Origin of the sequence: Comamonas endophytica, from assembly GCF_023634805.2 — a bacterium.
Taxonomy (GTDB): Bacteria; Pseudomonadota; Gammaproteobacteria; order Burkholderiales; family Burkholderiaceae_C; genus Comamonas; species Comamonas endophytica.
In genome coordinates this window covers 682539-702755 of sequence record NZ_CP106881.1, presented here as the reverse complement: position 1 = coordinate 702755, position 20217 = coordinate 682539, and the positions used below count along the sequence as shown (strand labels likewise).

The following is a 20217-nucleotide window of genomic DNA, read 5'->3' as shown; positions in this document are numbered from 1 at the left end:
TCGACAACAAGCGATTGAGGGTGCATTCATGAATTGCAAATATTCTGCGATGGCGCATATTCGTTGGCTGATGGCACGTATGTTCTATGTGCTAATCAGTGTTGGCGCATTTGTAGGCATTGATCCACTGGCTCAAGCCCAATACAGCAACATCACGCGAGTCAGCAGTTTCGAATATGACGCCGACGGATTATTGGTCAAAGAGGTGGTGGAGCCTGACAGCCCTCAGGATTGTCTGAGCACCACGTATAGCTACGATGCCTACGGCAACCAGCAGACGGTTTCGACGGCGGTATGTGCTGGCGCCGTCGGCACCGCCCTGGCAAGTGCCGATGCCGCGCGCACTTCCTCGAGCATCTTTGCCGCCCAGACGGTAGTCATTGGCGGCATCAGTTACTTCATCCCGGAGGGCACCTTCGGCACCAGCAGCACAAACGCTCTAGGCCAGAGCGAGACAAGGGAGTTTGACCCTCGCTTTGGAGCAATGACCAAGCTGGTAGGGCCGAATGGCGGGACCACGACCTGGGCCTACGATCCGTTCGGACGCAAGACCGAGGAACGTCGTGCCGACGGAACCTATACCCGTTGGGAGTATCGGTTCTGCGGCATGCCCCAAACCGATGGCGGCGCGGCGCCTTGCGCTGCCGATTCCTCCATTGGCGGCCATTCCCTTGCCTGGTATGCGGTGGAAGCAAGCTACGCCGGCAATGGCGCGCTGCTGGCACCCAAGAAATTACAGATCCACGATGCGCTCGACCGTGTCGTGCGAGTGCAGACGCAGGATTTCCACGACCAGGTGGTGGTGCAAGACACCCACTACACCAGCCTGGGCGAAGTTCTTCAGAGATCCAATCCTTACCGTCTCCAGGGAGGGGCACCGGCTTGGATCAGGTTCCAGTATGACGATATCGGCCGACCGGTCCGAGAGGAGGTTCCCGACTCCGATGCCCCCGGCGCAGCGGCCGTCACCACCTTCGGCTATGGCGGCCTGGTCATTACGGTCACCAACGCCGCCGGGCAGACCAGGACCACCCACAAGAACGCTGCAGGCCAGGTAGCCAAAGTCGTGGATCATCTGGGCGGCGAGCTTGTCTACAGTTACGACGCACTGGGCCAGCTGATCCAGACCAACGCCGCGGGAGCCATCACCAAGATTGGCTATAGCCAACGAGGCCAGAAAGCCTGGATGGAAGACCCGGCAATGGGGCGCTGGGAGTATGAGTACAACGCCTTCGGTGAAATGGTCCGCCAGACAGATGGCCTGGGTCGGAGCAGCACCAGAGCTTATGACATGCTTGGACGCATGACCGAGCGCGCCGAGCCGGATCTGCTCAGCACCTGGCACTATGACAAGAAGGCCGATGGTTCAAGTTGCGGTGCAGGTGTAGGCAAGCTGTGCGAGGCACGTGCAAACAACGGCTACGAGCGCATACATACCTACGATGCCCTGGGCCGCCCGACGGTCACAGGTACCAGACTCGATTCGAGTGCCACCGCCGCCACCATGGGGCAGACCTATGACCCGGTGACGGGTCGCCTTGCCAGCAAGACCTGGCCTACCGGCTACAAAGCCGAGTATTCCTACACTGCTGGCGGCTATGTGAGCAAGGTCGTTGGCGGTGGCGTGGCGGGGCATAGCCAGACCGTGACCTTCGAAGTGCTGGCCATGAACGCCCAGGGAGCGATCACCCAGTACCGCCAGGGCAACGATATCACCACGGTCAAGGACGTGGACGACAGCACCGGCAAGCTGCGCAGCGTGCAGGCCACGCTGGCCGGGCAGGCCTCTGGCAATGTGCTTCATCACAGCTACGGCTATGACGCGCTGGGCAATCTCAAGACGCGTTCCGACGCCAGCACAGGCGTCAACGAGAGCTTCCAATACGATGCGCTCAACCGTTTGGGCCTGTATACGGCCGTCGGTGGCGAGCTGCCGGGTGCGCAGAGCACGCAGGTCCTGTATGACGCGGCAGGGAACATCAGATACAAAAGCGACGCCGGGTACTATCACTACGATCCGGCCCGCCCCAACCGTCTGACCCAGATCACGCAGGAGCCGGCTGCCGGCTGGACTGCTGCGGGGGCGGTGACCGCTGCCAACACGGGCACCCGCCGCCTGAGCTACGCCTTCGATGACGACCGGCCGGGCGCCAAGACCGTCAACGGCACGGCACTGGGCAATGGAAACCTCTGGTACACGGTCAGCCAGGACGATGCCAACGGGCGCCACACGGTGCGCTGGCAAACCTACACCAGCTTCGATATGCCCAGGGAGATTTTCCTTGGCGATTTGACGCAGCCGGCCAACCCCACTGCCACCACCGCCGACCGTACGCTGAGCTTCGTCTATGGCCCTGAGCACCAGCGCGTGCGCCAGGACGTCCAGCTCTCGGCCAATGCCCCCAGCCATCTGCAGGCCGGCACCACCTGGTACTACAACGGCGCTGACAGCCAGGGGCTGGCCTATGAAAAGGAAGTCAGGGCCAACGGAACCACCGAACACAAGCACTATGTGGACGCAGGTGGCATCACCTTTGCCTTGTATGTAAAGCGCGAGGGCCATCCCGATGGCAAGTCGGCGACCAGCATCGCCTACTTCCACCACGACCACCTGGGCTCCATTGCCGCAGTCAGCAACGAGGCCGGAGCGGTGGTCGAGCGCATGGCGTACGACCCTTGGGGCAAGCGACGCTTGCCCAACGGCACCAGCGACACGCTCGATGCGCTGTACGGGGCAAGCACCGAGCGCGGCTACACGCTGCATGAACATCTCGATGAGATGGGCCTCATCCATATGAACGGTCGTGTGTTCGATCCGCTTGTCGGCAGGTTCATGAGCGCGGACCCGAACATCCAATACCCGGACAATCTGCAGAGCCACAACCGATATGCCTATGTCCTGAACAACCCGCTGCTCTATACCGACCCCAGCGGCTACTTCCGTTTCAAGCTCAAAAGGGTAGTTCGGGTAGCGACTGCAATCGTTGTTGCCGTATATGCGCCGCACATGATTTACAGCGCCTGGGCTGGTTCGGCTGCCGCAGCTGCAACCGCTGCGGGAACCACCCTGACGTCGGCTCAGGTGACAGGGATGTGGATCGGCTCGAATATTGCCGCCGGCGGCATATCCGGTGCAGTGTCCAGTGGCAGTCTCAGGGGAACCGTGAGCGGGGCGTTGACTGCAGGCCTGATGTACGGTGCCGGCAGCATTGCGCCCAGTGGTTTCGGCAATGTGGTCGCGCATGCTGCCGTCGGCTGCGTCGGCAGCGCAGCAGGGGGTGGAAAGTGTGAAAGCGGCGCCGCTGCCGGTGCGGTGGGTAGCCTCTTCAGCCAATATGGGCCAAGTTTCGAAAATATCGTTGCAAACACTGTTGCTCACGCGGTAGCGGGGGGTGTCGGTGCAGTTGCAGGCGGCGGCAAATTTGCGAATGGCGCCGAAACGGGAGCTTATGGGTACCTGTTCAATCGGATGCTCCATAGGGGTATGGTTGGTGCAGTGCCAGGTTCAGGAGGCGAGTCAGTACAGGCTAGAAACCAAGCGTTGGCGGTGAGGCTCGATGATTTCTTTGCCGATTTTTTCGATCAATTATCCTATGTTTTCAAAAGTGACAGCGCCAAACTGGCGCGTAATATGAGTCGGGATATCGATCAAATGCGTGAGCCTGGTCAGCATGCCCATCATATAGTTGCCCAGCATAATCGCGCCAAGCCAGCGCTGGCCGTATTGGAGCGTGTGGGGATGGATGTGAATAGTGGCTTTAATGGCGTATTTCTTGACGCGAAGTACCACAGAAACATGCATACTTATGTCTATTACGATGCGGTTAATCAGCGTTTGGAGGGGGCGGGCAGCTACGCGGAAGTAGCTGCCCGGCTGTCGGTTATACGGATGCAACTTATATCAAATACATTCCCTACTGGAAGAAATTAGCTATGAAAAAATTATTCGCGACACACACCTCAAACAAGTATCGGTCGATCCTCCTACGTGACTTTTCAAAATGGCCATTGATCAGTAAAAATATCAATCGCACATCCATGCTGGATGCAGGATTTTCTGCTGATTTTGAATTTGATCCAGATGGTGGTAGAAAAAATAATCTTCCAGACATTTGCACTGTCTATCTCCCCGGCGTGTTGGCCTTTAAGGAGGAGTTAAAGGATGAGCTTTTTCCAGAATCTTCGTGCGGAATTGAGCTTTTGCCCATCACTGTTTCTGATGAGCCGTGGTTATTGCTGAACTGTTTGCAAACTGTTTCTGAATTTGATGCAGCCGCCTCTGAGGTTCTGCGTGGGTTGAACGGTGAAATTTACAGCGTCTTGAAAATTCGCGTGACTGATCCGAAGGCGCAGACATGGGATATCTTTACATTCCAGGAGTCAAACCGTGGTCAGCTTTTTGTGACGAATGCGTTTCGGGAAAGGGTGGGGAAGCTTGGATTGAAAGGCATTGATTTCAAGGAAATTGGCGAGATCGTCTAAGCGCTTTTTGCCATGGCTGAAGTGCTGAATATCCAAGATTGTAGTGAAATTTCCGTCTGCAGGCCGCTGCATATTACTTGCTCTATTCCAAGACGTTATTTTACCTCGCGGCTTGGGATGCAGATCTGCGACGCGGCCAGGCATTCATCGAGCGTGCGCTCATCTTGGTAACGTATGTCGGAGCCATATTTGAACTGTGGGCGGTCTGGCGTGCTGCATATGTTTTGGCGACAGGAAGAGTGTTCCAATTGATTGGAGATTCGATGTAGGAGCATTTGTTGGGTGTCTGGCTTGCTGGGAAATGGTTGCAACAACAAACCTGCTGGCCACTTTTTGGTTTGCATGCCGCCATGGATACTGGTTGCTCACCTGGTATATCTGAGGCAGACCCGTGAGGCGTGTCGGCAAAGTATTGCGTGACCTGTCTTTGAGCGCAGCCGGTGGATGTGATTGATGAAAGAATTCAAATCGTGCACGGATTTCTTTGGAAGATGATTTCCACGAAGGGGAAAGAAATTTATCTTGAAGGCATTGTTTTCAAGGACATTCGCGAAATTATTCAAGCAATTGATCATGTTTCAAATCCGCCATATCCCGCGACCGCGCTGGCCTTCTGGCCCGCAGCCCACGGCTCATCACCTCGTCTACGCCCTGGCGCTATGTTCGCTGGCGGCTTGGGGTACGGCCCTGCTGAGCACCCGCGCAGAGGAAAAGCTGCAGCAGTCACGCGCAAAAATGGATCTGGCCATCCAGCAAGGCAGCAAGCCGGAGCCACCTGCAAGTGATGCGGCAACGCATCAGACTGATCAATGGCCTTCGAGGCACAGCACGAACGAGGTGATCCGGCAGGCCAGTGAGGAGGCCTCGCACAGGGGCATCGTGCTCCGGTCCTTGTCCGTGACGCATCACGCTGCCACCGCTTCCTCCCGGGGCAAGGTGATGCTGGATGTCTCGACCAGGGGCTCCTATGCAGCCTCCAAGGTCTGGCAATCTGCGTTGATGCAGGGCAATCCTTCGCTTGCGGTGCAGAACCTGCGTTTGCAGGCGGTTCCCGGCAGCCATGGAGTGCTGGACGCGCAGTGGACCTGGGTGCTGTATGTACACGATTGAGCCAATCACTGGATCAGCTTTTTGCCGGCTGTGGTGGCGGGTAGTGTTGGCCACGACGGCGGCAGCCGGTGCGTTTGCTGTGATGGCCCATTCAGAGGCCAGAGCCACTACCTCCTCGGCCGCACGCAAACCACTGGAGGTTGCAGCCCGGGATCCTTTCTTCCTGCCGCCGACTGCGCCCCTGGCCGTTGTCGCACCGCCACCAGCCGTGTTGGCCTTGCCGGAGATTCCCAGGGTGCCGGTGCCTCAGCTTATTTTCACCGGCCGCATGCGCACGCCCGGCGGACAAACCATCGTATTGGCCCGCTGGGGCGATGGCAGCTCGGCCAGGCTCGAGCCGGGCAAGGTATTTGCCAACGGCTACCGCGTCGAACGCATGGGCACAGACATGGTGGAACTGATGCACCCGCAGACCCAAGCCGTGGTGCAGCTGGTCCTGCCGCCTGCACCCCGTTTTGAGACCCGATGATCCTTTATGACGTCAGCCAACAAACAGATGATGTTGAAGTGCGCAGGCATCTGCGCGGCCATGCTGCTGCTGGCCGGCTGCGCGCACCAGAGGATCCGTGACGAAGCAGCGGCGCAGCTGCGTGGCGGCCAGTTCGAGGCCGCGATCGAGACCCTGCGGGAGGGCAGCTCGCGCTACCCGGACAGCACCGCATTGCGCAGCGGACTGATCAGCAGCCGCGACGAAGCCCTGGCGCGGCTGGCGGCCCAGGCGACGCAGGAACGCATGAACGGTCAGTGGGATGCGGCGCGCGCGACCTTGGCGCGCGCGCTGCGGCTGGATCCGCAAAATGCCCGCGTGAAGGACCTGCAGACGGACCTGATGCGCGAGCGGCACGTGCAGCAATCGCTGCAGATCGCACGCCAGCAGGCGACCGCAAGCGAGAAGGGCGCCGCATTGCGCACAATAGACAGTGCGCTGGGACATGCACCGCGCCATCCGGAACTGACCCACCTCAAGCGCCAGCTGGAACTGGAGACCCGCATTGCCGCAGGCTCGGACAGCCAGCGGGCCCTGGCCGAGGTCCGCGCGATCAGCCTGGACTTTCGCGATGCGCCGCTGGCCTCGCTGCTGGAAGCGATCCGCGACGGCAGCGGAGTGAGTTTCGTCGTCGATCGCGACGTGCCCATGGACCAGCGTGCCAGCATCTTCATACGCTCGGCCCAGGTCGAAGATGCCATTGACCTGGTGCTGAGCGCCTTTCAACTGTCCCGCCATATCGTGGACGCGAAGACGGTCATGGTATTTCCCAGCACGCCGGAAAAGCTCAAGCAGCACCGCGAGCAGGTGATACGTGTCTTCCACCTGGCCAATGCGCAGGCCAAGACCACGGCCACGCTGCTGCAGAGCATGCTGCGCATCCAGCCGCCCTTTGTCGACGAGAGGGCCAACATGATCGCGCTGCGCGAGCCGCCGGAGATCGTGGCGCTGGCCGAGCGCCTGGTCGCTCTGCACGACCAGGGCGAGGCCGAAGTCATGCTCGAAGTGGAGGTGATGGAGATCAAGGCCACCCGCCTGACCGAATTGGGTATCAATGTGCCGCATAGCGTGAGCCTGTCTCTGCTGCCCCTGGCCGGGCAGGGCGGTCTCACCCTGGACAGCCTGGGCAGCGTCAACTCCGGCCGCATAGGGGTCGGCGTGGGCAGCCTGCTGCTCAATCTGCGGCGTGAGGTCGGTGACTTCAACACCCTGGCCAACCCCCGCATTCGCTCGCGCAGCCGCGAAAAGGCCACGATCCTGATCGGTGACAAGCTCCCGGTGGTCACCACCACCGCCGGCTCCAACGGCTTCGTTTCCGAGAACATTAGCTACCAGGAGGTGGGACTGAAGCTGGAAGTCGAGCCGATCGTGTCTCCCGATGATGAGGTAGCCATCAAGCTGGGCCTGGAAGTCAGCGCGGTGGCCGGTGAGGTGCGCTCCACCGGAGGATCGCTCGCCTATCAGATCGGCACGCGCAATGCCAACACCACGCTGCGCTTGCGTGATGGAGAAACCCAGCTGCTGGGCGGACTGATCAGCAAGAGCGACCGCAACAGCTCCAACCGCATACCCGGGCTGGGCGACCTACCGGTGGCGGGGCGATTGTTTTCCAGCAACAAAGACGATGTGAACAACACCGAATTGGTGTTGGCCATCACTCCGCGCATCCTGCGCTCCGCTCCCCGTCCGGAGCTGGCGCAAGCCGAGATGTGGGTGGGAACGGAGAATTTCACGCGGCTGCGGCAACGCCCGGGTAAGCGTACCAATCCGTCGGCAGAGAAGGCATCCACTGCGGCTGCGGCGGCCGGTGCGCCATCGGGGCCGCCGGTCGATGCGCAGCCGCTGCCAGCAGGCTTGAGCCTCGAGTTCAAAGGCCCCGCATCGGTCAAGGCGGGAGAGACCTTCACCGTGGCGCTACATGCGGCCTCCGGCGTGCCGCTGAGCGGCATGCCCATGGATTTGCGCTTTGCTCCCGAGCATCTGCAGGTCGTGAATGTTTCCGAAGGCACATTTTTCCGCCAGTCACCGGCAGCCAGCAGTTTCACGCACGCCGTCAATGCAGCGCAAGGCCGGGTCAGCGTGGGACTGCTGAGCAATGCCGAGAAGGGGGTGACGGGGACTGGCGATCTGATCCTGTTGCGTCTCAAGGCCCTGGTGCCGGGCAAGGCCGGGCTGTGGTTTCAGGCCCTGGATCCATTGGGGGTGAATGCGCTGGTTCCGCTGGCAGCAAAGCCCACCTGGTCGGTGGAAGTGCAGTGATGGCAGCGCGCACATCCCATGCGTCGTGCCGCTTCGCGCCGGGCTTCACCCTGATCGAGCTGCTGGTGGTAATGGCTGTGCTGGGCATTCTGGCGGCGGCCATCCTGCCACTGGGCGAGACGCTGGTGAAGGCCGGCAAGGAGCGCGAACTGCGCCGGTCGCTATGGGAGATCCGTGCTGCCATCGACGACTACAAGCGCCAGGCAGAACGCGGCGTGATTGCTGCCGGCAGCACCGACTCGGGCTACCCGGCGTCTTTGCAGGTGCTGGTGGCTGGCGTGGCCGATGCCCGGGCGGCAGGAGCAGGGCGGCAGCTGTACTTCCTGCGCCGGATCCCGCGCGACCCGTTTTCCGACCCCAGCCTGCCAGCGCCGCAGACCTGGCGGCTGCGCAGCTATGCCTCTCCCCCCGACAAACCGGCTCCCGGAGCCGACGTTTTCGATGTGCGTTCCTCGTCGGACGCCCTGGCGCTTGATGGAAGCAGCTATGCGAGCTGGTGAACCCATGGGCGATGGATGCGGGCGTTTCATGCGCCAAGCCGGCTTCACGCTGATCGAGCTGTTGGTGGTGCTGGCGGTATTGGCGATCCTGGCGGGCATCACTACGCCCTTGTATCTGGAGCGCGTGCATGAAGCGCGCGAAGCCACGCTGCACTACAACCTGCTGGGGCTGCGCCAGACCATCGACCAGTTCTACCGTGACAAGGGAAGATATCCCCTGACTCTGGACGAAATGGTGGACGCCCGCTATATCCGTGCCGTGCCCGAGGATCCGATCACCGGGCGCAGCGACAGCTGGGTACCGGTGCCGGCGCGGGAAGGGGGTGGCGAATCGGTCTTTGACGTCAGGAGCGGCGCCACCGGGCATGCCAACGACGGGAGTGCCTATGCGAACTGGTGAATTCTTGCCTGGCCGCCGCTGCCGCACGCAAGGCGGCTTCACCCTGGTGGCGTTGCTGGCCGCCCTGGCCCTGCTGGCGCTGGCGACGCATCAGGTGATGGCGGTGGTTTCCCAGCAGGCCCAGCGCGAGCGCGAGGCCGACTTGCTGCGCTCGGGAGCGGACATCGTGCGCGCCATCGGTGCCTATCACGAGCGTTCCCCGGGCGCTGTCAAGCAGTGGCCCTGGTCGCTGGAGGAACTGACCAATGACCGACGCTTTGTCAGCTTGCTCCGCCACCTGCGCCGCGTTCCGCTCGATCCCTTCACGCGTACGGATGATTGGGGCATCGTGGCCGCACCGGGCGGAGGAATTGCCGGGGTCTACAGCAAGGGCCAGGCGCGGCCCATCCGGGCGGCAGGCGCCGAGCCGGCCGAACTCGGCCTGGGCAGCGCACAGCATTACAGCGAATGGCGATTCATATACAAGCCAGCGCCGGACAGTCCGCCGATGGAGCACAAGCCATGAGCAGGATTTTTGCCGTGCGCTACCTGAGCCTGGGCGATGACCGGGTGAGCGAAGAGCGCCTGGTGGCCGAATCGCAGGCATGCTTGCGACAGCGGCTGATGGCGCAAGGCTGCGCCGTGCTGTCGATGCGCGATGTCGGATCTCCTGCCCTGGCGCACCCGCGGCCGCGAAAGGCCCAGCGTGGCCGCTATGCCATTTTCTGCCGGGAAGTGCGCATGCTGATCCAGGCGGGCATGACCGTGGTGGAGGCCGTCGACACGCTCTGTGCGCGCGAGCGTTTGGCCGGGCAGGCCGGCAGCCTTGCTGCGCAGCTGCTGGCCCAGCTCCATCAAGGCATGGCGCTGTCGCAGGCGCTGCAGCAATTGCCCGAGGCGCCAGCAGTGCTCGTGGCGGCGGTCCGCGCGGGAGAACGCACCAGCGACCTGGCGCAGGCGCTGTCCGATTACCTTCAATTCGACGCGCTGGTCGAGCAACTGCGCCGCAAGGTGGTCAGCGCGGCGATCTACCCGGCACTGGTCACTGCGCTAGGCATGGGGATCTCGCTATTTCTGTTGTTGGTGGTGATGCCCAACTTTGCGCGCATGTACACCCATCTGCGCGGCGGTGACGCCAGCGTCTCCGTCAGCGCGATGATCGGCCTGGCCCAGTGGGTGAGCCGTCACCAGGCGGTCACTCTGATCGCGGTCGCTGTGGCCGTGCTCGCGTTGGGCGCCTGGGTCTGGCGCGGCACGGCGCGCCGGCATTTGCTGGCGCTGGCGATGCGCGTGCCCTGGCTCCAACGCCGCGTGGAGGACTTCCGGCTGGCCATGCTCTACCAGGCGTTGGCGCTGATGCTCAAAGGGGGCTACCCGATGACCGAGGCCCTGCGGGTAGCCAGCCGTTCGGCCCTGGATGCAAGGCTGTCGATGGCCCTGCAAACAGGCTTGCACCGCATCGAGCAGGGGGGCGCCGTCGCTCAAGCCCTGGCCGAAGCGCACCTGTGCAACGAGGTGGGCAGGCGCCTGATGGCGGCAGCGGAACGCAATGGCGATTTCCATCTTGCGGCCGATGTCGTTTCCCGGCTGCACGGCGAGCAGTTCGAGCTTTTCGTCGAGCGGCTGACGCGCATCGTCGAACCTGTGCTGCTGATGGCCGTGGCCCTGATGGTCGGTGGCATCGTCATCATGATGTATCTGCCAGTGTTCGATATGGCCACTGTGCTGCGCTGAACTTTTGATCTCTTCGGCATGCTTCAGCACCTATCCAAATTCCCAAACGCAAAACAAGTGGCACAGACCATCGAGCGGGCACGTTCGTCGGGTCCCGTACATGATGGCGCGCTTTGCAACTACCTGCGAATGGAGTGGGGGAGATGTTTTCGGCACAGGCCTTGCTGGACAGCCAGGGCGTGGCGCTGCTTGATGGTGCTGCCCTGGAAAAGGCCCGGGTCAGTGCTATTCCCGGCGTAGCCGAGGGGCTGCGGGTGGAATTGCCGCAAGGCATGCTGCTCCTGTTTGATGATCCATGGTCAAGCACTGCCACCCAATGCCTGCAGCGCCTGGCGACAGCAGGCGCGCGACTGGCCCTGGCCCAACCGGCACAACTGTTGCAGCTTCGAAGCAGGGTCTCCTCGGAAGCCGACAGTTCCGTGCCCACGCGGCCGGTGCCCGCATCCGGTGCAGAGCCTGCCTCGATGGCGGCAGGCCCCGTGGTGGCCTTTGTGAACGAGGCCATCGAACGCGCTTATGCCGACGGCGCCAGCGACATCCACTTTGAGAGCGATAGGCAGGGGGTGGGAGTCAAATACCGGCTTGACGGCGTGATGGCGCGCGGACCGCGGATGGAAGATCCCCAGCGCGCCGAAGAGATCATCTCGCGCATCAAGGTCCTGGCGCAGCTGGACATCACCGAGAGGCGGCGGCCCCAGGACGGACGCATCCATTGGCAGCCTTCCGGGGGCGTGGAGGCGGTGGACCTGCGGGTCTCCATCATGCCGGGCATTTTCGGGGAAGACGCCGTGCTGCGTCTGCTGGACAAGGCCCAGCTGCGCCACGGCGAAAGCGGGGTGTCGCTGGACCTGCTGGGATTCGACGGCAGTGTTGCACCCCTGATTCGCGATCTGGCCACTCGCCCGCACGGCATGCTGCTGATTACCGGGCCTACGGGCAGCGGCAAGACCACCACCGTCTATGCCGCGCTTTCGGAAGTCAACGACGGGCTGGAGAAGATCATCACGATCGAAGACCCCGTGGAATACGAGTTGCCGGGAGTGCTGCAAATACCGGTCAACGAACAGAAGGGGCTGACCTTTGCCACGGGACTGCGCTCCATCCTGCGTCACGACCCGGACAAGATACTGGTTGGTGAAATCCGGGACGCCGAAACCGCAAGGATTGCGGTGCAGTCCTCACTCACGGGTCACCTGGTGTTCACCACCGTCCATGCCAACAGCCTGTTGGATGTGCTGGGCCGCTTCCAGCATTTCGGCATCGAGGCATTCGCGCTGGCATCGGCCTTGAATGGCGTGGTGGTACAGCGTCTGCTGCGCCAGGCCTGCCAGCATTGTTTGCAGTGGCGTGAAACCACGGTGGACGAACGCGCTAGGATCGCCGCGCAACAGACCCCCGTGCCGGAACGCATGCCTTGTCCCTCGGGGTGCCCACACTGTCGGCATACCGGCTACAAGGGGCGTTTCGTCGTGGCGGAGGTGCACATGCTCAGCGATCATGTGCGCGATCTAATGGTGGCCAGGGCCAGCATGAGCGAATTCAAGCAGGCTGTCTATCGGGATCCCGCGCAGCGCCTTATTGCGCAGGCCATCCATCTGGTAGGTATGGGAAAAACGACGCTGGCGGAGGTCACCCGTGTGGTCGGTTTGGCCTGAAAAGCTGGATGTATATGTGGGAGCCGGTCTTGTGCTGGTGCAGTGCCCCGGTGCGCCGCTTTGGCGCTTCGAGCCACCGCCCACCCTGCCGCTCGCCGATGTGCTGCAGAAGGTCGATGAAGCCCTCGGCCGGGAACATGCCAAACCATGGCGTCTGCGCGTACACCTGAGCGCCGCTTTTTGCCCGCCTGTAGCCTTCGTGGCGCCTGCGAGTGTCAGGCGCCATCGGGAAATGGTGGCCCTTGCGCAGGCCCATGCGGCCCTGGCCATTGGAATGCCTGGAGAGCAGGCTGCGGAAATCGTATGCAGCCTCGATTCCCGGCATCGGGGCCTGGCGGCGTTCATGCAGCCAGGCATCTATCAAATCATCCAGCGGTGGGCGCAAAGCTGCCAGGGGCGCCTGCTTGGCCTGCAACCGTTGTGGGCAGTGGCGACGAGAGACCGACTGTCTGAGCGAAGCCAGGTGAACAGACTGGCTTTTCTCGAGCCCGATGCATTGACCGTGCTGGAGCTGAGTACCCGGGGCGCAGCGGGTGCGATGAGCTGGATGAGGCGCTTCGATGCTGCAGAGGCAGTGGCCCATCTGGCGCAGCTGGAGTCGCGATCGGAGGCTCCCGAGCAATGGAATACCGTGATCTTGACCTTCGCTCGGGATCCCGTCGAGGCGGTTTTGTCAGGCGGGCCCAGTGTCTTGCATCGCCACTGGGGAAGGCTGCCATGAGGTCGGTGCAGATCGAGTTTGTGGAAAACGAGACTTGGAAGCTGGTCTGGACAGCTGCTGCGGTTGTGTTGCTGGCGATCACGTTGAGCCTGGTGGTGCCGATCTGGCAAACGCATCGGAAACGCGTGGCATTGGACCAAGAACTCGCCAGCTTTCAAGCGCTGCAGTTGCAGGAGCTGGCTGAGCGGAAGAAAACCGCGAATCCTTTGGGCCACGTGAGAGCCGCCAGCGAGGCCGCGGCCGTCCGCCTGCTTCAACGCGACTGGAACCAGTTGTACGACACCATCGAGGCCCCTGCGTTGGCCGATGCACGATTGCTCCAGCTGAGCTTCGACAGTGCGACTGGGGATGCGACCCTGGAATATGAACTAGACAAGCTGGAGCAGGCCGCGCATGTTTCCAATGCGCTCGATGCTGCGTCGCGCCAGATTGGGCTCTGGCGGCTCGAGCGGTTTGAGCGCGCTGAACAAACCCGTTCGATGAGCGGGGCGGCAACAGTGAAAGGGTATTGGAGGTCCCGCGTGGACCAGACAGCCTGGTGACTTCGTGGCGCAGATGGTCGCGGCAAAAATCTGCTAAGCATATGACTTTAAATGCGAAGTTGCGGGAGCGCACGGACGGCAGGCGGGTCCTAGAATTTCACGATGACGCGTTCCACCCGAAACTTTCAAGGAGACGAGCACATGCGCATTGAAACCCTGGCCGTCCACGCCGGCTACAGCCCGGACCCCACCACCAAGGCCGTGGCGGTTCCCATCTACCAGACCGTGGCCTATGCCTTCGACAACGCCCAGCATGGCGCCGACCTGTTCGACCTGAAGGTGCCGGGCAACATCTACACCCGCATCATGAACCCGACCACCGACGTGCTGGAAAAGCGCGTGGCGGCGCTCGAGGGCGGCATCGCCGCGCTGGCGCTGGCCTCGGGCATGGCGGCTATCACCGCGGCGATCCAGACCATTGCCGAAGCCGGCGACAACATCGTCTCGGCAGCCACACTCTATGGCGGCACCTACAACCTGTTTGCCCACACCTTCCCGCAGCAGGGCATCGAGGTGCGCTTCGCCGATGCGCGCGACCCGCAAAGTTTCGGCAAGCTGATCGACGCCAAGACCAAGGCCGTGTTCATCGAGTCCATTGGCAACCCGCTGGGCAACGTGACCGACATCCGAGCGCTGGCCGATGTCGCCCATGCGCATGGCGTGCCGTTGATCGTCGACAACACCGTGCCCTCGCCCTACCTGCTGCGGCCGATCGAATTCGGCGCGGACATCGTCGTGCACTCGCTGACCAAGTACCTCGGCGGCCATGGCACCAGCGTCGGCGGCGCGATCGTGGACAGCGGCACCTTCCCCTGGGCCGAACACGCCGGGCGCTTCCCGCGGCTGAACGAGCCCGACGTCAGCTACCACGGCGTGGTCTACACCGAAGCGCTGGGCCCGGCGGCCTACATCGGCCGCGCGCGCGTGGTGCCGCTGCGCAACATGGGCGCAGCCCTTTCGCCACAGAACGCCTTCCAGATCCTGCAGGGCATCGAGACGCTGGCGCTGCGCATGGACCGCATCTGCGACAACACGCTGAAGATCGCACAGACGCTGCAGCAGCACCCCAAGGTGGAGTGGGTGCGCTACGCCGGCCTGCCGGACCATCCCGACCATGCCATTGTGCAGAAGCAGTCGGGCGGCCGCGCCTCGGGCATCGTGTCCTTCAGCCTCAAGGCCAATGGCGGCGATGCGCGCGCGGCCGGGGCGCGTTTCCTTGATGCGCTGCAGCTGTTCACGCGGCTGGTCAACATCGGCGACGCCAAGTCGCTGGCCACGCACCCGGCATCCACCACGCACCGCCAGCTCGATGCCGCGGAACTGGCCAAGGCTGGCGTGACCGAGGGCATGGTGCGGCTGTCGGTGGGCATCGAGCATATCGATGATCTGCTGGAGGACCTGGATCAGGCGCTGGCCCAGGTCTGATCGCGGCTTCGACGCAGCTCGGGAACCCGGCGTCCATGGCGCCGGTTTTTTCATGGCTCGCATGACATGTGCCGCAGCGCGGCGCCTTGACCGACAGGCCGCACAGGATGCGCGTATCAGAATGGTGCAGGACCAGGCCTGACAGGCGCCCAGCGCGGGTGCCAGGGCCGTGATACAAGATCGGGATGCGGCGTCGGCGCGATGCCGCAATCAACCCTTTGCTCGAAGGTGTGAACCATGCGCTTTGTGTTTCTTTCCGGTCAGACATTGATGGCCGTGGCCGCGGCAGGCCTGCTGGCCGCCTGCGAGCCCAAGCCGCCCGAACCCAAGGCGGCGCATGCAGCTCCGGCCGTGACGGTCCCCGCGATGGCGGGCACCATCCATGCGGCGCCGGTGCCGCTGAGCACCGCCGACGTCACCTCCACCGCGGCGGTGATCCTGAGCGACAAGCCGGTGCCGAAGACGCCCGCCGCCGATGCTCCGGCAAGCGCCGGCGCGCCGCTGGAATCGCTGGCCACGCTGGCCCCTTCGGTCGGCCAGTACCCCTATGACGCGGACAATTACCTGGAGCAGGGCGTGCTGGCCGCAAGGTTGCGCGCGCTGCTGGGCGCGGAGTACCCGGTGCTGCTGGCGAACATGCGCACGGTGTCGCCCCTCACCGCAGCCGACGGCCTGTGGTTCATCACCGGCAACCGCCCGCACGAAGGCGGCGTCGAGGCGGCGGCCGTCGTCATCGACCCGCAGCAGAACGCGCTGCGCGTCTGGCTGATCAACGCCGGCCAGTCGCAGGAGTTCGTCGATCCCCCGGCGGCGCAGATTCCCTGGCCCAAGGATGTGCAGACGCTGATCCAGAACCAGCGCAAGGCCGTGCCTTAAGCAGCATCCTGGCGAGGTAGAACGCAGCCGGGGTTCATGATCCCCTTGGGGTCCAGCGCCTGCTTGATCGCGCGCATCATCCCCAGCGCCACCGGCGAATGGTATTGCTGCAGCTTGTCCACTTTCAGCGCGCCCACCCCGTGCTCTGCCGAGAACGAGCCGCCGAATTGCGCCACCGCCTCGTAGACCAGATGGTTCACGCGCTCCTCCTGCTCGCGCAGGAAGGCCTTGGGGTCGCCATCGGCCGGCGCCTGCACGTTGTAGTGCAGGTTGCCATCGCCCAGATGGCCGAAGTTGACCAGGCGCACGCCGGGAATTTCCGCCTGCAGCAGCGCATCGGCATGCGCCACGAAGGCGGGAATGCGTGACGCTGCGATCGAGATGTCGTGCTTGATGTTGAGCCCTTCCTCGGCCTGCGCCAGCGGAATGCTCTCGCGCACATGCCACAGGCCCTTGGCCTGCGAGATGCTCTCGGCGACCACGGCGTCGAGCACGCACCCATCCTCGAACGCCATCTCCAGCAGCGCCTCGAAGCGGCTGCGCGCATGTTCCTCGGATTCGCTGTCGGAATTCTCCAGCAGCACGCAGTAGGGCGCCTCGGCCATGTCCGCAAAGGGCACGCGCAGCTGCGGCATGTGGCGCACGACCAGGCTCAGCGCGAATTGGCCCATGACCTCGAAGCCGGTGAGCCCCGCGCCCAGCTGCCGGTGCGCCAGGCCCAGCAGGCGCACGGCGGCTTCCATCGATGGCACCGCAGCCCAGGCCGTCAGGCGCGCCGCGGGCTGCGGGAAGAGCTTGAGCGTGGCCGCGGTGATCACGCCCAGCGTGCCTTCGCTGCCGATGAACAGGTCGCGCAGGTCATAGCCGGTGTTGTCCTTGCGCAGGCCCTTGAGCCCGTCCCAGATCTCGCCCCGGGGCGTGACCACTTCCAGGCCAAGGCACAGATCGCGTGAATTGCCATAGCGCACGACCTGCGTGCCGCCGGCGTTCGTGCCCAGGTTGCCGCCAATGGTGCAGCTGCCCTCGGCGGCCAGCGACAGCGGGAACAGCAGCCCGGCATCGGCCGCCGCCTGCTGCACGTTCTGCAGGATGCAGCCGGCCTCCACCGTGAGCGTCAGGTTGTCGCGGTCGAGGCCGCGCACGGCCTGCATGCGCTGCAGGCTCAGCACGACCTGGGTGCCGCTGGTGTCGGGCGTGGAGCCCACGGACAGGCCGGTGTTGCCGCCCTGGGGAACGATGCTGGTGCCGTTGTCGGCGCAGGCGCGCACGACGGCCGCGACCTCGGCGGTGCTGGCCGGGCGCACCACGGCCAGCGCCTTGCCGTGGCTGCGGCGGCGCCAGTCCTGCTCCCAGGCGCTCAGGTCGCCTTCGGTCAGCACATGGGGGGCGCCAACGATCTGGCGCAGGATATCGAGCAGTGGGGTCATCAGATTTCTCGCAAGGGAATCACAGGGCAGGGGCGGCGGCCGCCCTGGCCGCGCGCTGGCGCCAGCGCACATGCAGCGTGCAGGCCGCGAACAGAGACAGGCACAGCGCGATCTCGGCCAGCGCCAGCCAGCGGCCGGGCGCGGGATCGCTCCAGGCGCGCACCACGCCTTCGGTGAAATACAGCCACACCGCCAGGCTGACCCAGCGGTAGGTGTACATGCGGTGCTTGAGCAGGCCGGCCAGCGCCAGGCACAGCGGCAGGGCCTTGAGCGCCAGCCACGAGCCGCCCGGGCGCAGCGGCGCGAGCCACAGCTCCCAGGCCACGCACAGCAGCACCAGCGCCAGCAGGCTGGCAACGGCCCACCAGCGGGTGGCAGCCACATCGCTGCCGGGTCGGGAATTGGAGGAGTGCATTGGGATGGCATCATATCGGCCATGGCCTTGACCTTTCACCGCGCGAACACGCGCTGGCGCCAATTGGCCCACACCCTGGCGAGCTTCCCGTGGCGCAATACCGCGCACACGCTGTCGGCGCGCTTTCGCGAAGACCGGCTCGGGCTCACCGCCAGCAGCCTCACCTTCACCACCTTGCTGGCGCTGGTGCCCTTCGTGGCCGTTGCGCTGGCGGTGTTCACCGCCTTTCCCACCTTCGGGCGGCTGCAGCTGACGCTGCAGCGCTGGCTCATCGACAGCCTGATCCCCGATGCCATCGCGCAGCAGGTCATGGACTACCTGATGCAGTTCGCGGCCAAGGCCAGCCAGCTCGGCGGCGTGGGCTTCGGCGTGCTGCTGGTCACGGTGATCAGCCTGATCCTCACCGTGGACCGCACGCTCAACAACATCTGGCGCGTGCAGCGCATGCGCTCGCTGGGGCAGCGGCTGCTGATCTACTGGGCGGTGATCACGCTGGGGCCGCTGATGATGGGCGGCAGCATCGCCACCACCTCCTATGTGCTCTATGCCTCGCGCGGCTTGGTCGCGGCGCTGCCCGAGGCGGTGCAGGTGGGCTTCAACTCGCTGGAGTTCCTGCTGCTGTCGGGCGCCATGGCCGCGCTCTACCACTATGTGCCCAACACGCCGGTCAAGTGGCGCCATGCCCTGGTCGGCGGGCTGTTCGTCGCCATCGGCATGGCGCTGGCCAAGAAGATACTGGCGTTGTACCTGTCATCGGTGCCCACCTATTCGGCCATCTACGGCACTTTCGCGACAGTGCCGATCCTGCTGATCTGGATCTATGTCGCCTGGGTGATCTTCCTGCTCGGCGCGGTGGTCACCGCCTATCTGCCCAGCCTGCTGGCCGGCATGGCGCGCCACTCGCCGCACCGCGGCTGGAGCTTCGAGCTGGCACTGGAAGCCGTGGCCGTGCTGGAGGAAACGCGCCACCGGCCCGGGCGCGGCATGCCGGCGCTGGCGCTGGCGCGGCGCCTGCGCGTCGATGCGCTGCAGCTCGAGCCGGCGCTGGCGGCGCTCACGGCGGTGCGCTGGCTGGGCATGCTGCCCGACGAAGGCCAGACGCGCGCGCTCGACGACCGCGAGGCACGCTACGTGCTGCTGTGCGACCCCGACACCACGCCGCTGGCGCCGCTCTTGCAGTACCTGCTGCTGGAGCGAACCCCCAGCACAGAGCCGCTGTGGCAGCAGGCGCATTGGGACGAGCTGACACTGCGCCAGGCGCTGCCCGTTCCCGCGCCCGAGGCGCCTGTTCCCTCCCCGGTGCTGGCCCTGGCCGAGCCTGCGGTGCTGTGGCAGCCTCGGCGGGCCAAGGCGCAGCGCGACGCCTAGCACGGCGGCCTTGGAACTCAGGCCGCCTGAAGAAAGTCCCTCAGCGCAAACAAGGTCTCATCCGGTGACTCCGTCATCTGGTTGTGCCCCATCGGCAACAGCACCCGCTGCGGCTGTTTCCCCGCGGCCTGGGCTGCCTGGAACAGCCCCTGCGCGCCCTTGGGCGGTGTCATCTGGTCCTGCGCGCCCAGCGCGAACAGCACCGGGCAGCTGATCGCCGCAATTGCCGCCTCGCCGCCGGTATAGCTGTCGCACGCAACGAAGCCGGTATGCAGCAGGTTCTGCTGTGAATTGCTCGCCAGCACGCGCCGGCCCAGCGCCAGCCCCGCGCCAAACACCCAGCTGCCCGCACCGCCCGGGGGCGAGAGTGTGGCGCGCGAGAAGGTGTTGACCATTTGAATGGCTTGCTCGGGCGTGTTCAGCGCCGACTCCAGCAGCGCCGGCGAGACCTTCATGGGATGGGCAATGCCCACCAGCGCCAGATGGCTCACGCGATCCCCCAGATCCGCCGCCGCCTGCAGCGCGATCAGGCTGCCCCAGCTGTGGCCGACCAGCGCGGCCTTTTCCAATCCTGCAGCATCCATCAGATCGGCAATGAAGCGTGCCGCTTCCTCGACACTTGAAGGCGCCGGACCCTGGCTGCGGCAGTGGCCGGGCAGGTCGATGGCCAGCACGTTCCAGCCGTGGTTGGCGAGGTAGCGGCTTTGCAGCGCCCAGACGCTGTGGTCGCAGAGCACGCCGTGGATCAGGATGGCCGTGGGCTGCCCCGGGTGCGGCGCCTTGCCGCCGGTATAGGCGTAGATGGAATGGCCTTTGACGTCGATGTTCATGCGCGCT

General features: G+C 64.0%; 18 protein-coding genes. 15 read left to right on the top strand and 3 right to left on the bottom strand.

Annotation, left to right across the window (positions count from 1 at the left end; all coding sequences use genetic code 11):
* Positions 1–28: 28 nt before the first annotated feature.
* From M9799_RS03015 to M9799_RS02950, 14 genes are all read left to right on the top strand, one after another.
* Positions 29–3931, top strand: coding sequence for an RHS repeat-associated core domain-containing protein (locus M9799_RS03015; RefSeq protein ID WP_231044251.1), 3903 nt, complete (start codon positions 29–31; stop codon positions 3929–3931).
* Positions 3932–3933: 2 nt separating this feature from the next.
* Positions 3934–4482: a hypothetical protein gene (locus M9799_RS03010; RefSeq protein WP_231044252.1), complete on the top strand. Its 549-nt coding sequence runs from the start codon at positions 3934–3936 to the stop codon at positions 4480–4482.
* A gap of 522 nt (positions 4483–5004) precedes the next feature.
* The gene (locus tag M9799_RS03005; protein WP_231044253.1) at positions 5005–5592 is read left to right on the top strand and encodes a hypothetical protein; all 588 of its coding nucleotides are present in this window, start codon (positions 5005–5007) and stop codon (positions 5590–5592) included.
* Entirely contained in the window at positions 5579–6061 is a 483-nt protein-coding gene (locus M9799_RS03000) for a hypothetical protein (protein WP_231044254.1), read from the top strand. Before M9799_RS03005 ends, M9799_RS03000 begins: the two co-directional genes overlap by 14 nt.
* Before the next feature lie 60 nt (positions 6062–6121).
* Positions 6122–8338: a cohesin domain-containing protein gene (locus tag M9799_RS02995; protein WP_231044255.1), complete on the top strand. Its 2217-nt coding sequence runs from the start codon at positions 6122–6124 to the stop codon at positions 8336–8338.
* Entirely contained in the window at positions 8338–8838 is a 501-nt protein-coding gene (locus M9799_RS02990; protein WP_231044256.1) for a type II secretion system protein, read from the top strand. Before M9799_RS02995 ends, M9799_RS02990 begins: the two co-directional genes overlap by 1 nt.
* A 28-nt stretch (positions 8839–8866) precedes the next feature.
* Positions 8867–9238 (top strand): type II secretion system protein, encoded by a 372-nt coding sequence (locus M9799_RS02985; RefSeq protein ID WP_231044257.1) that lies wholly within the window; start codon positions 8867–8869, stop codon positions 9236–9238.
* The gene (locus M9799_RS02980) at positions 9225–9743 is read left to right on the top strand and encodes a prepilin-type N-terminal cleavage/methylation domain-containing protein (protein ID WP_231044258.1); all 519 of its coding nucleotides are present in this window, start codon (positions 9225–9227) and stop codon (positions 9741–9743) included. The genes M9799_RS02985 and M9799_RS02980 overlap by 14 nt, the downstream gene beginning before the upstream one ends.
* Positions 9740–10951, top strand: coding sequence for a type II secretion system F family protein (locus tag M9799_RS02975; protein WP_231044259.1), 1212 nt, complete (start codon positions 9740–9742; stop codon positions 10949–10951). The genes M9799_RS02980 and M9799_RS02975 overlap by 4 nt, the downstream gene beginning before the upstream one ends.
* A gap of 143 nt (positions 10952–11094) precedes the next feature.
* Positions 11095–12606, top strand: coding sequence for a GspE/PulE family protein (locus tag M9799_RS02970; RefSeq protein WP_231044260.1), 1512 nt, complete (start codon positions 11095–11097; stop codon positions 12604–12606).
* The gene (locus tag M9799_RS02965; RefSeq protein WP_231044261.1) at positions 12587–13327 is read left to right on the top strand and encodes a hypothetical protein; all 741 of its coding nucleotides are present in this window, start codon (positions 12587–12589) and stop codon (positions 13325–13327) included. The genes M9799_RS02970 and M9799_RS02965 overlap by 20 nt, the downstream gene beginning before the upstream one ends.
* Positions 13324–13869 carry a hypothetical protein gene (locus M9799_RS02960; protein ID WP_231044262.1) on the top strand — a complete coding sequence of 182 codons (546 nt, stop codon included), beginning with the start codon at positions 13324–13326 and terminating at the stop codon, positions 13867–13869. The genes M9799_RS02965 and M9799_RS02960 overlap by 4 nt, the downstream gene beginning before the upstream one ends.
* A gap of 141 nt (positions 13870–14010) precedes the next feature.
* Entirely contained in the window at positions 14011–15294 is a 1284-nt protein-coding gene (locus tag M9799_RS02955) for an O-acetylhomoserine aminocarboxypropyltransferase/cysteine synthase family protein (protein WP_231044263.1), read from the top strand.
* Positions 15295–15531: 237 nt separating this feature from the next.
* Complete coding sequence (locus tag M9799_RS02950; RefSeq protein ID WP_231044264.1) at positions 15532–16170, top strand: hypothetical protein; 639 nt, start codon at positions 15532–15534, stop codon at positions 16168–16170.
* Here the strand turns inward: M9799_RS02950 and M9799_RS02945 are convergent.
* The gene (locus M9799_RS02945) at positions 16167–17597 is read right to left on the bottom strand and encodes an FAD-binding oxidoreductase (protein ID WP_231044265.1); all 1431 of its coding nucleotides are present in this window, start codon (positions 17595–17597) and stop codon (positions 16167–16169) included. The two genes, M9799_RS02950 and M9799_RS02945, sit on opposite strands and share 4 nt — an antisense overlap.
* A gap of 19 nt (positions 17598–17616) precedes the next feature.
* Positions 17617–18012: a DUF2069 domain-containing protein gene (locus M9799_RS02940; protein WP_231044266.1), complete on the bottom strand. Its 396-nt coding sequence runs from the start codon at positions 18010–18012 to the stop codon at positions 17617–17619.
* A 21-nt stretch (positions 18013–18033) separates the two neighbouring features.
* On the opposite strand from M9799_RS02940, the gene M9799_RS02935 reads away from it, so the two are divergent.
* Positions 18034–19380, top strand: coding sequence for a YihY family inner membrane protein (locus tag M9799_RS02935; RefSeq protein ID WP_231044267.1), 1347 nt, complete (start codon positions 18034–18036; stop codon positions 19378–19380).
* Between the two features lie 17 nt (positions 19381–19397).
* Here M9799_RS02935 and M9799_RS02930 read toward each other — a convergent pair whose 3' ends face one another.
* A complete protein-coding gene (locus M9799_RS02930) occupies positions 19398–20210 on the bottom strand; it encodes an alpha/beta fold hydrolase (protein ID WP_231044268.1) in 813 nt (270 codons plus the stop codon).
* Positions 20211–20217 lie beyond the last annotated feature (7 nt).

What these genes read in the sequence shown, in the direction of transcription:
- M9799_RS02955 (WP_231044263.1), top strand. Translation starts at nt 14,011, where the DNA reads ATGCGCATTGAAACCCTGGCCGTCCACGCCGGCTACAGCCCGGACCCC.
- M9799_RS02980 (WP_231044258.1), top strand. Translation starts at nt 9,225, where the DNA reads ATGCGAACTGGTGAATTCTTGCCTGGCCGCCGCTGCCGCACGCAAGGC.
- M9799_RS02960 (WP_231044262.1), top strand. Translation starts at nt 13,324, where the DNA reads ATGAGGTCGGTGCAGATCGAGTTTGTGGAAAACGAGACTTGGAAGCTG.
- M9799_RS02985 (WP_231044257.1), top strand. Translation starts at nt 8,867, where the DNA reads ATGCGCCAAGCCGGCTTCACGCTGATCGAGCTGTTGGTGGTGCTGGCG.
- M9799_RS02970 (WP_231044260.1), top strand. Translation starts at nt 11,095, where the DNA reads ATGTTTTCGGCACAGGCCTTGCTGGACAGCCAGGGCGTGGCGCTGCTT.
- M9799_RS03015 (WP_231044251.1), top strand. Translation starts at nt 29, where the DNA reads ATGAATTGCAAATATTCTGCGATGGCGCATATTCGTTGGCTGATGGCA.
- M9799_RS02930 (WP_231044268.1), bottom strand. Translation starts at nt 20,210, where the DNA reads ATGAACATCGACGTCAAAGGCCATTCCATCTACGCCTATACCGGCGGC.
- M9799_RS02935 (WP_231044267.1), top strand. Translation starts at nt 18,034, where the DNA reads ATGGCCTTGACCTTTCACCGCGCGAACACGCGCTGGCGCCAATTGGCC.
- M9799_RS03000 (WP_231044254.1), top strand. Translation starts at nt 5,579, where the DNA reads ATGTACACGATTGAGCCAATCACTGGATCAGCTTTTTGCCGGCTGTGG.
- M9799_RS03010 (WP_231044252.1), top strand. Translation starts at nt 3,934, where the DNA reads ATGAAAAAATTATTCGCGACACACACCTCAAACAAGTATCGGTCGATC.
- M9799_RS02940 (WP_231044266.1), bottom strand. Translation starts at nt 18,012, where the DNA reads ATGCACTCCTCCAATTCCCGACCCGGCAGCGATGTGGCTGCCACCCGC.
- M9799_RS02975 (WP_231044259.1), top strand. Translation starts at nt 9,740, where the DNA reads ATGAGCAGGATTTTTGCCGTGCGCTACCTGAGCCTGGGCGATGACCGG.
- M9799_RS02990 (WP_231044256.1), top strand. Translation starts at nt 8,338, where the DNA reads ATGGCAGCGCGCACATCCCATGCGTCGTGCCGCTTCGCGCCGGGCTTC.
- M9799_RS02950 (WP_231044264.1), top strand. Translation starts at nt 15,532, where the DNA reads ATGCGCTTTGTGTTTCTTTCCGGTCAGACATTGATGGCCGTGGCCGCG.
- M9799_RS02945 (WP_231044265.1), bottom strand. Translation starts at nt 17,597, where the DNA reads ATGACCCCACTGCTCGATATCCTGCGCCAGATCGTTGGCGCCCCCCAT.
- M9799_RS02995 (WP_231044255.1), top strand. Translation starts at nt 6,122, where the DNA reads ATGCTGCTGCTGGCCGGCTGCGCGCACCAGAGGATCCGTGACGAAGCA.